Annotated in this window: 7 protein-coding genes, 1 rRNA gene and 1 pseudogene; 3 read left to right on the forward strand and 6 right to left on the reverse strand. The window is 37.2% G+C overall.

All coding sequences use genetic code 11. The features are described 5' to 3' along the window. A pseudogene (locus tag GVV19_RS10595) lies at nt 1-116 on the forward strand (IS30 family transposase); the annotation flags it as partial. Between the two features lie 35 nt (nt 117-151). On the opposite strand, the gene GVV19_RS10600 reads toward GVV19_RS10595, so the two are convergent. The 5 genes from GVV19_RS10600 to GVV19_RS10620 all read right to left on the reverse strand — a co-directional run bounded on the left by GVV19_RS10600 (nt 152) and on the right by GVV19_RS10620 (nt 5,921). Continuing rightward, entirely contained in the window at nt 152-1,264 is a 1,113-nt protein-coding gene (locus GVV19_RS10600) for a M42 family metallopeptidase (RefSeq protein WP_159638051.1), read from the reverse strand. 138 nt (nt 1,265-1,402) lie between these two features. Continuing rightward, a complete protein-coding gene (locus GVV19_RS10605) occupies nt 1,403-3,241 on the reverse strand; it encodes an ABC transporter ATP-binding protein (RefSeq protein WP_159647510.1) in 1,839 nt (612 codons plus the stop codon). Continuing rightward, nucleotides 3,241-5,028: an ABC transporter ATP-binding protein gene (locus GVV19_RS10610; protein ID WP_159639988.1), complete on the reverse strand. Its 1,788-nt coding sequence runs from the start codon at nt 5,026-5,028 to the stop codon at nt 3,241-3,243. Before GVV19_RS10610 ends, GVV19_RS10605 begins: the two co-directional genes overlap by 1 nt. 18 nt (nt 5,029-5,046) lie before the next feature. Beyond that, complete coding sequence (locus GVV19_RS10615; protein WP_159638045.1) at nt 5,047-5,547, reverse strand: Gx transporter family protein; 501 nt, start codon at nt 5,545-5,547, stop codon at nt 5,047-5,049. Continuing rightward, the gene (locus GVV19_RS10620) at nt 5,544-5,921 is read right to left on the reverse strand and encodes a NusG domain II-containing protein (protein WP_159638043.1); all 378 of its coding nucleotides are present in this window, start codon (nt 5,919-5,921) and stop codon (nt 5,544-5,546) included. Before GVV19_RS10620 ends, GVV19_RS10615 begins: the two co-directional genes overlap by 4 nt. A 188-nt stretch (nt 5,922-6,109) precedes the next feature. Between GVV19_RS10620 and GVV19_RS10625 the strand changes: the two genes are divergently transcribed. Both GVV19_RS10625 and GVV19_RS10630 read left to right on the forward strand, forming a co-directional pair. Further along, nucleotides 6,110-7,633: a bifunctional metallophosphatase/5'-nucleotidase gene (locus GVV19_RS10625; protein WP_159647512.1), complete on the forward strand. Its 1,524-nt coding sequence runs from the start codon at nt 6,110-6,112 to the stop codon at nt 7,631-7,633. A 92-nt stretch (nt 7,634-7,725) separates the two neighbouring features. After that, nucleotides 7,726-8,994 (forward strand): adenylosuccinate synthase, encoded by a 1,269-nt coding sequence (locus tag GVV19_RS10630; protein WP_159639984.1) that lies wholly within the window; start codon nt 7,726-7,728, stop codon nt 8,992-8,994. A gap of 72 nt (nt 8,995-9,066) precedes the next feature. Here the strand turns inward: GVV19_RS10630 and rrf are convergent. Continuing rightward, nucleotides 9,067-9,159: ribosomal RNA gene (rrf, locus tag GVV19_RS10975) — 5S ribosomal RNA — on the reverse strand; the annotation flags it as partial.

Raw genomic sequence — 9,159 nt, forward strand, 5'->3', positions numbered from 1 at the left:
AATATCTAGATGACATTGCCTTTAAAATCAACTCAATGCCGCGTAAAATATTTGACTTTAAAACTGCTTATGAGATAGAATTTTTAAAAATGAATAGTGGTGCGGTTGAGATTTGATAAAAGAAAAACTACTTTTTAAAGTAGTTTTTAGATTATCGTTTGTAGTTTTGTAAGTCTTCAAGCACTGATGCATTGACACGCTTACTGAATTCCGTGAGGAGTTTTACAGTGTCTACATAATCTTTACGGTGAATAATACCGTAATGTGAATGAATATAACGCGTAGGAATAGAGATTGAAAGTGTAATAACACCATCGTGAACTTTATGAATTTCACCAGAATCAGTACCACCCGCTGCTAAGAGCTCAAACTGGTAATCGATACCCAATTCATCACTCAGATCTTGTAGGTAGTATAGCAGCCCTTTATGGCCGATATAAGATGCGTCCATAACTTCGAGAGTTACACCTACACCTAATTTAATACGGTTATCTTCACCAGGTGTATCCTGTGCAATTGTCGTATCAATAGTTACGGCAATATCTGGATTAATCTTTTGCGCAGCAGTCTTAGCACCACGAAGTCCAACCTCTTCTTGAACAGTTCCCACTGAATAAATATGTGCATCTGTCTTTTCTTCTTTTAATTGACGAATAACTTCAGCTGAAATAGCTGCCCCAATACGGTTGTCCCACGCTTTTGACATGAGGTAGTTAGGGTTAGCTAATACATGGAAATCAGCTTTTGGTGTTATAGCATCACCAACTTGAACACCCAGATACTCGAGTTCTTCTTTACTGTTTACACCCATGTCAACATACAAGTCTTTAAGTTCCATAACTTTGTTACGAACTGCAACAGGCATTCCATGAGGAGCTTTTGAACCGATTACACCAACATAGGCTGCCCCTTTTCGTGTTGTGACAGTCACAGGTTGTGATAGCAATACATGAGGCCACCAACCACCTACTGGGTGAAGGCGAATAAATCCATTTGCATCAATTGATTTTACTAAAAAACCAATCTCGTCAATATGACCCGCAAACATAATTTTAGGTCCATTTGCAACACCTTCTTTATGCGCAATGATTGATCCCAAATTATCATATGAGATATCATCAGCAGCATCTTCTGTCCAATTGCGATATACTTCCGCGATTTCACGCTCGTGTCCTGAAATTCCATTTGTAAGTGTGAAATCTGCAAGCATACTTAAATTTACATCACCATACGCCTCTTCCAACTTAAAATTATTTTTATCCATGCTATATTCTCCTTATTTCTACAACTTTAATCTCATTGTGATGATTCCTCAAAATCATGAGTTGTTTTACTCGTAATATCATACCACAACATTTCTCAGTTATCACTTCTTATGATAGAAAAAAGTGCCCGAAGGCACTTATAAGTTAGACATGAGTTGATCTTGCAAGGTTTCATTGAACTGATTGGTATACAATCTATGATAGTAACCTTTAGCAGCTAAGAGCTCCTCATGTGTTCCATCCTCAATGATTTCTCCCTTTTTAACAACGAGTATGCGATCCGCATTAACAATAGTTGATAGACGGTGAGCAATGATAAAACTCGTCTTCTCTTTTAATACGGTGTCAACTGCATACTGAATAATTGCCTCAGTCTCTGTATCAATGGATGATGTTGCTTCATCCAACACAAAGATTGAAGGGTTTGCAAGCAATGCACGCGCAAAGGAAATAAGTTGTTTCTGTCCTGTTGAAAGACGTCCACCACCTTCACCGACATCAGTATCATACCCATCTTCCATTTGCATAATGAAACTATGCGAGTTCACCAATTTAGACGCTTCGATTATCTCCTCATCAGTAGCATCCAGACGACCATAACGGATATTATCTTTAATAGTACCTGAGAACAGATGCGGAGCTTGAAGTACATAACCTAGATGTGAATGAAGCCATCCAATCGAACGATCTCGATAATCAACCCCATCAATCAACAGTTCACCAGCCTTAGGTTCATAAAAGCGACAAATCAGATTAACAATTGTACTTTTACCCGATCCAGTTTCTCCAACTAAAGCGACCCTCTGACGCGGTTTCACTTTAAGATTAAAATTCTTTAGAATTGGCTCGTCAGGATTATAGTAAAAGTCAACATCTTTGAATTCGATGTCCCCTACAATATCTTCATATACGGATTCGTTAGGTTCAAGTATCGTACCATATTTTGCAATAACATCATCACGATCCACAAGATCGGGTTCGATTTCAAGCAATGAAAGAACACGTTCAGCAGACGCCTGTGCCATTTGTAACGAAGCTAATATATTCGCAATGTTACGTAATGGTTCATAGAACTGTCCTGCGTACTGATTAAAGAGAATTAACGTACCAAATTGGACAAGACCTTGAATAACCATATTTCCACCGATAGAGATTACGCCAGCGCTTCCTAACGACGTGACAATAATGATGACAGGAAAGTAAAGCGAACTTAAGATAATTGCACGCATCGTACGCGAACGCATTTCAGATGTGAGAACACTAAACTCTGAAAAATGCAATTCTTCCAATGCCATTGTCTTTGTTGTTTTCGCTCCCGATATTCCCTCACTAAAAGCACCCGTTATTTTTGAGTTCACTGCTCGAGATTTTCGATAGCTTCGTAAGATGCGACGTTGGAACCATGTGCTAACGCCGTAAATAAATGGAATTACCGACACAACAACTAATGCAAGTTTCCAATTTGTTACAAACATGACAATCGCTAGCATGATCATCATAAATACACCCCAGATTAAATCTACAAAACTCCATGACAAGATTTCCGACAAGCGAGAAATATCACTAGTAACCCGTGCCATAATCCAACCACTCGGTGTTCGATCATAATACGAAAACGGTAAGTTTTGCAACTTCTTCATTGCATTCTGACGTGTATGGTAACTAACATCCATTTCAATCAATCCACTTTGATAAATAAATTGATAGATCAGATAAGCTTGGATGATAACCAATCCTGCATAAGCAAGTCCAAATAGAATTATGTCTTGCGTTGTCCCTTGTCCTATATAGAATACATCAATAGCATGTCGATTGAGCAAGGGTAATGTTACACCAATTGCAGACTCACCTAAAACGATAAACAGTGCAATAAACATACGCTTCTTACTTTGTGCAAGTAAACCAAGTATTTTCCGCCATAGACCAGTATCCAGCGTTTCTTCATCAAAAATTTCTTCTTCATACTCTGGATTCATTATTGATCACCTCCAAACTGATTGCTCTGAATGTTGGCAATAGTTTGATATAGCCCCTTCTGAGCGATTAGATCATTATGTGTCCCGATTTGTTCCACACGACCATTATTAATTACAATAATCTTATCCGCGGTTTGTGCTGAATTAACACGGTGTGTGATAATCAACGTTGTCGCAGTAGATTTTGCACGTTTTAATTCATTTCTAATATTTGAATCAGTTTCAGTATCTAAAGCAGACAGTGAATCATCAAAAATTACAATAGGTTGTTTGTTAATGACTGTTCTTGCAATCGCAACACGTTGCTTCTGACCACCACTTAATGTAACACCCTTCTCTCCAACTGCGGTATTATAGCCTTGGTCAAAACCTGCAATTACATCATGAATAGAGGCAACACGAGCCGCCTCATAAACATCATGCTCACTCGCATACGGCGTCGCAACACGGATGTTATCGTAAATTGACTTCGAAAATAGATACGGTTCTTGCAAGACAATTCCAACATTTTCACGCACATAACGTGGTGATAATGACGTAATATCATGATTATCGAAGCGAATCATACCTTCCGTTGCATCATAAATTCGAGTTAGCAAATGCACCAGACTAGATTTTCCAGAACCCGTAGGTCCCATAATAGCCACAGTTTCTCCAGCCTTGATATCAAATGAGACGTTACGAAGAACCCACTCATTCCCATCATCATACATAAACGAGACGTTATCAAAGGTGATTCCACCAGCAATTTGAGGTGTTTCTCCTTCTTCAAGCTGTTCGATATCAATTTCTAAGATTTCATTGAGACGGTCAATTGAGACTGTTACTTTCCCCATATCCGAAAGAATCCGTCCAACATTACGAATCGGCCATAACACTGTACTAATATATGTTACAAACACGACTGCCTGTCCAATTGTAAGCGCACCACTTCTAACTTCAAAAATACTTGCGACTAACACAGCAAGAATTTGCAAGAAACAAAGTAAATCTGACGTGCCCCAATAAACTCCAAGCAGCCAAATAAGATGTTTTGTTTTATCGCGATATTCTATATTCTTTTCCGTGAATTTATCAAGTTCAAAGCGTTCGCGGTTAAAAGCTTTAACAACTCGAACTGCATCTAATGACTCTTTGAAAACTTCTGATAATGCAGCCTCCGCTTCATCACTCTCCTTGAATACTTCTTGCATTTTCTTAAAAAACAAGAATCCAAAGAAAAAGATAAATGGAAAAACTATCATCGAGATGAGCGTCATTTTAATACTAATTTGAGCCATTACTGTTAATGAAATGACAACCATAAAAATAGCATAAACAAATTCCCGTATTTGATTCGCTAAAAATCTATTAATTGTATCAACATCTGAAGTACAACGTTGAATTAAATCACCTGTTTTTGCGCGTACATGGTACGCATATGGTAATTTTTGTAGATGATCATAGAGATGATTTCTCAATCGTTCAGTAAACACTTCTGCAAAAATACCATTTGAATGACCGCGCCAGTACAACATGATACTACTAATGACGTTAAGTCCAACTAAAACTCCAGCAATAATCCACAAATTATTGTGAATCGTTGCTATACCACCAAAAAACTCAGAAAATCGAATCCACACCGAGCTGGTGATTGGATCCATATTAATTACATTATCAATTGTGAATTGTAACAACAGTGGATTCACAAGAACGACAGCAACATAAACAAATGTTGCAATAACCATATAAATTAGGTTACGTTTGTATCCCTGTGTATAATTCTTTATAAATTTAATTTGGTTCATTACCACTACTCCTAATCACTATCTCTTAAATTTTTTAAGAATTGATTGGACCAAGTAGCCAGTTAATACACCTGTAGGTAACCCTGTTAGTAACATTACAGGAAGCCATGTAATCATGAGCGGCATATCCGTTATAAATATAATTACAAATATTTGTCCTAAATTATGAAAGGTTGCTGAAACTGTAGAAATTCCAATCTCAGACATATTTGTGAATTTATGAAACACTACCACAGCAGCACTACTGAGTATAGCACCAATTAAGGCTAACCAGAAACCTGTGCCCACTAAAAATGTACCACGCATGAGTGATGCAATCACAACACGCATAATATTGACGATGAAAATTTCTTTAGCTCCAAAAATATATAGAGCAAACAGTCCCAAAACGTTCGCTAAGCCAAGCTTAACTCCTGGTAACCCAATTACAAACACGGGTTCCATCATATTGACGATTAGAGCCATGCCAACGAGCATAGTTAAAACAGTCATGCGTTGTGTTTTATTTCTGATTGTCATCGAATAATAATATCTTCGTCAGTTGCTGCTTGATTTGCTTCCACTACAATTAGGATTTTATTAGGTAAACAAACAATTGGGACATTCGTTTTATCCACCCATCCTTGAAGTGAGCAATAGTTTAAAGGAGAAATCTCTTCGGCAACACGAATCTTGCCATCTTTGACTTCGACCACGACATCACCAAGTTCACCTGAAACAGTGTAGAACTCGTCCTTATTCATATTTATACGCAAGACTTCCTTATCCTTGAAAGTCACAACTGCCTGGGTTAAATCAGCATTCACTGTTTCGACTAACTTCCCAGTCGATAGGAATAATGCAACGCTTAAAATAAACACGATGCTGATGAAGACTTTATCTGATCGATTCATTGACTTCTCCTTTCTGTATGTGTTGATTTTAGCATACTTTGACACAATTTGTTCAACATATTTCACAAAATACCGATACTTTAATGCAAAAGTCAAAAACCGTGAATATTTTTAGATATTATAAGATTAAATACAGCTTTATTCCCTTTCAATCAATAAATTTAGTATAATTGATAAAGGTGATAAATATGAAAATGAAAATATTAGCAACAACTGATTTACATGGAAATATCTTTCCAACAAACTATACAAGTCGCGATAATATCGAGAGCTATGGTCTAGCACGAATTGCTTCCGCAATCCATTCCCTCCGAGAAAACAATGATATTTTACTCGTCGACAACGGTGATTCATTTCAAGGAACGCCACTACTTACTTTTGCACATCAAAATGCAGATAGCTACATGAATCCGACTGCTGCAGCGTTTAACGCTCTTAAGTATGATTTCATAAATTTAGGAAATCATGATTTTAATTATGGTCCTGATATTCTTAAAAAATTTATTAGTGAAAACAAAGCACCGCTACTTACGTCTAATGTTGATATTGAGGGTAGACAGCTTGGAAATACACAAATTATTGAAAAAGGTGGAAAAAAAATTGCATTAATTGGCGTTTTAACACATTACATTCCGAATTGGGAACGTCCAGCATACATAGAAAATATGACATTTAGAGATGCGCTCTCCCAACTGCAAACAGAAGTTTTACGTGTCAAAGATTCTGTGGACTTTGTAATTGCACTTTATCATGGTGGCCTTGAACGCGACCCGAAAAGCGGTGAACCAACAGAACGATTAACTGGTGAGAACCAAGGGTACGAAATGACAAAAATAGATGGATTAGATATTCTGATTACGGGACATCAACATCGCTCATTTGTTGAAGTTGTTAATGGCGTTCTTGTTACTCAAAATACTTTTAAAGGGCAAGAATATATTACAATTGATTTGGATTTAGAAACTGGTGAAAAAAGTGCACAACTTCATAAAGTCTATGATTTACCAGTTGATGAATCATTGCTGCAACAGTACCAAATTATTCAAGACAACGTTCAGACCTGGCTCGATCAGCCCGTCGGAAAACTAGATGCAAACTCTCCTTCCCTTGTGATTGAAGATGAACTCGATGCAAGAGTTCATAAGCATCCGATTGTCTCATTCTTTAATCAAGTCCAGTTGGATCGTAGTAAAGCCGATGTATCATCAGTAGCACTGTTTAATGGGGCAACTGGATTCAATTCTGAAATTACAATGCGAGAGCTCGTAAGTACATACTTATACCCAAACACATTGGTCGTGAAAAAAATGACCGGTAAATCATTAAAAGAAATGGTCGAATTTAGCGCAAACTATTTTGCTCTTGATGATGAAGGGAATATCGTTCCTTCTCCTGAATTTATCAGTCCTAAACCTCAGCACTATAACTATGACATGCTAGACGGCATTGAATATACAATCAACGTATCAAAGCCAAGAGGACAACGCGTCGAAATAATTACTAGAAATGGAATAGAAATTAATGACGAAGATACACTAAACTTAGTTACAAATAATTATAGAGCAATGGGCGGCGGAAATTATACAATGGTTGCTGATTGTCCGACAGTTCAAGAGATTCAGGAGGAAATGGTCGATACTATTATGAATTACTTCCTCCAAAATTCTCCCGTAATTGTAAATCATTCTGATAATATTAAAGTAATCAAATAATTTTTTGTTTGACATGGAAAATGATTTTTGTTAGTCTTATTCGTGTACGACGAGGCACCAAGGTGCCTCGTTTTGCTTTTCAGGAGGTCTATATGATAAAAGCAATTGTTGGCGCAAACTGGGGCGATGAAGGTAAAGGTAAGCTTACTGATGTATTCGCAAATGAATCTGATATTATTGTAAGATTTCAAGGCGGAAACAACGCTGGTCATACAATTATCAATGATCAAGGGAAATTCGCACTAAAAATGCTACCATCTGGAGTATTTTATGAGCATACAACAAATGTAATTGGAAATGGTGTTGCACTTAATATCCCTGCATTGATGAAAGAACTTAAAGAACTGGAAGATCGTGGAGTTAAGCCTAAAATTGTTGTAAGCGATCGAGCACAAATTGTCATGAGTTATCATAAACTTTTTGATGAACTCGAAGAGACAAGACTTGCTGATGCAAAATTTGGATCAACAAAGTCAGGTATCGCTCCATTCTACTCTGATAAATTCGCAAAAATCGGATTTCAAGTGGCAGAACTATTTAATGAAAAATGGTTAGAATCTAAAGTCGAACGTATTTTAGATATCAAAAATACGCTCCTTGTTAATCTTTACGGACATGAACCCTTAGATAAGAATTCAATATTGAATGAATTAATTGAGTATCGTAATACAATTGAGCCATTTGTAATAGACACATTTACATACTTGAATGACATGCATAGCCAAGGAAAGAATATTTTATTCGAAGGTCAACTCGGGGCTTTACGAGATCCTGACTTTGGAATTTATCCATATTCTACATCTTCGTCAACGCTTGCACATTATGCAACTGTCGGAGCGGGATTACCACATAAAATAGATGAAGTATGGGCTGTAACAAAGGCATATTCCAGTTGTGTTGGAGAAGGCGCTTTTGTATCTGAGATATTCGATGAAGAAGCAGAAGAGCTTCGACGTCGAGGCGGTGATGCTGGTGAGTACGGCGTAAATACCGGTCGTCCAAGACGTGTAGGCTACTTTGATGCTGTTGCAACTAAATATGGATGCAAGGTTCAAGGTGCAACGCATGTAGCATTAACAAACATTGATGTACTATCATATCTTGATGAAATTAAAGTTGTTGTCGCGTATGAGTATAATGGCGAAGTTTCCACACGATTTGGCAATATTACAGAGCTCGAATCTGCAAAACCAATAATCAAATCATTCAAAGGATGGAATGTTGATATTACCCAAATATCTACATACGAAGATCTTCCTGAAAAATGTATAGCCTATATCGAAGAACTAGAGAGACTAATTGATACAAGAATAGCGATTGTTTCAAACGGACCAAATCGAAAACAAATAATGTATCGCTAACATCTGCCCCGTTATAACGGGGTTTTTTTATATTGATGCATAAAAAAAAGACATCCAAATGGATGTCGAATTACCTGGCAATGAGCTATCTTCACTAACGCTGGGCTAGATATTGTCGCCGCTAAAGTGCTTAACTTCTGTGTTCGAGATGGGAACAGGTGTGAC

This window comes from Erysipelothrix anatis (assembly GCF_009828745.1).
GTDB classification, from domain to species: Bacteria; Bacillota_I; Bacilli_A; order Erysipelotrichales; family Erysipelotrichaceae; genus Erysipelothrix; species Erysipelothrix anatis.

Excerpts from the sequence above, each read along its gene's own strand:
- GVV19_RS10600 (WP_159638051.1), bottom strand. The coding sequence starts at position 1,264 with ATGGATAAAAATAATTTTAAGTTGGAAGAGGCGTATGGTGATGTAAAT.
- GVV19_RS10605 (WP_159647510.1), bottom strand. The coding sequence starts at position 3,241 with ATGAATCCAGAGTATGAAGAAGAAATTTTTGATGAAGAAACGCTGGAT.
- GVV19_RS10610 (WP_159639988.1), bottom strand. The coding sequence starts at position 5,028 with ATGAACCAAATTAAATTTATAAAGAATTATACACAGGGATACAAACGT.
- GVV19_RS10615 (WP_159638045.1), bottom strand. The coding sequence starts at position 5,547 with ATGACAATCAGAAATAAAACACAACGCATGACTGTTTTAACTATGCTC.
- GVV19_RS10620 (WP_159638043.1), bottom strand. The coding sequence starts at position 5,921 with ATGAATCGATCAGATAAAGTCTTCATCAGCATCGTGTTTATTTTAAGC.
- GVV19_RS10625 (WP_159647512.1), top strand. The coding sequence starts at position 6,110 with ATGAAAATGAAAATATTAGCAACAACTGATTTACATGGAAATATCTTT.
- GVV19_RS10630 (WP_159639984.1), top strand. The coding sequence starts at position 7,726 with ATGATAAAAGCAATTGTTGGCGCAAACTGGGGCGATGAAGGTAAAGGT.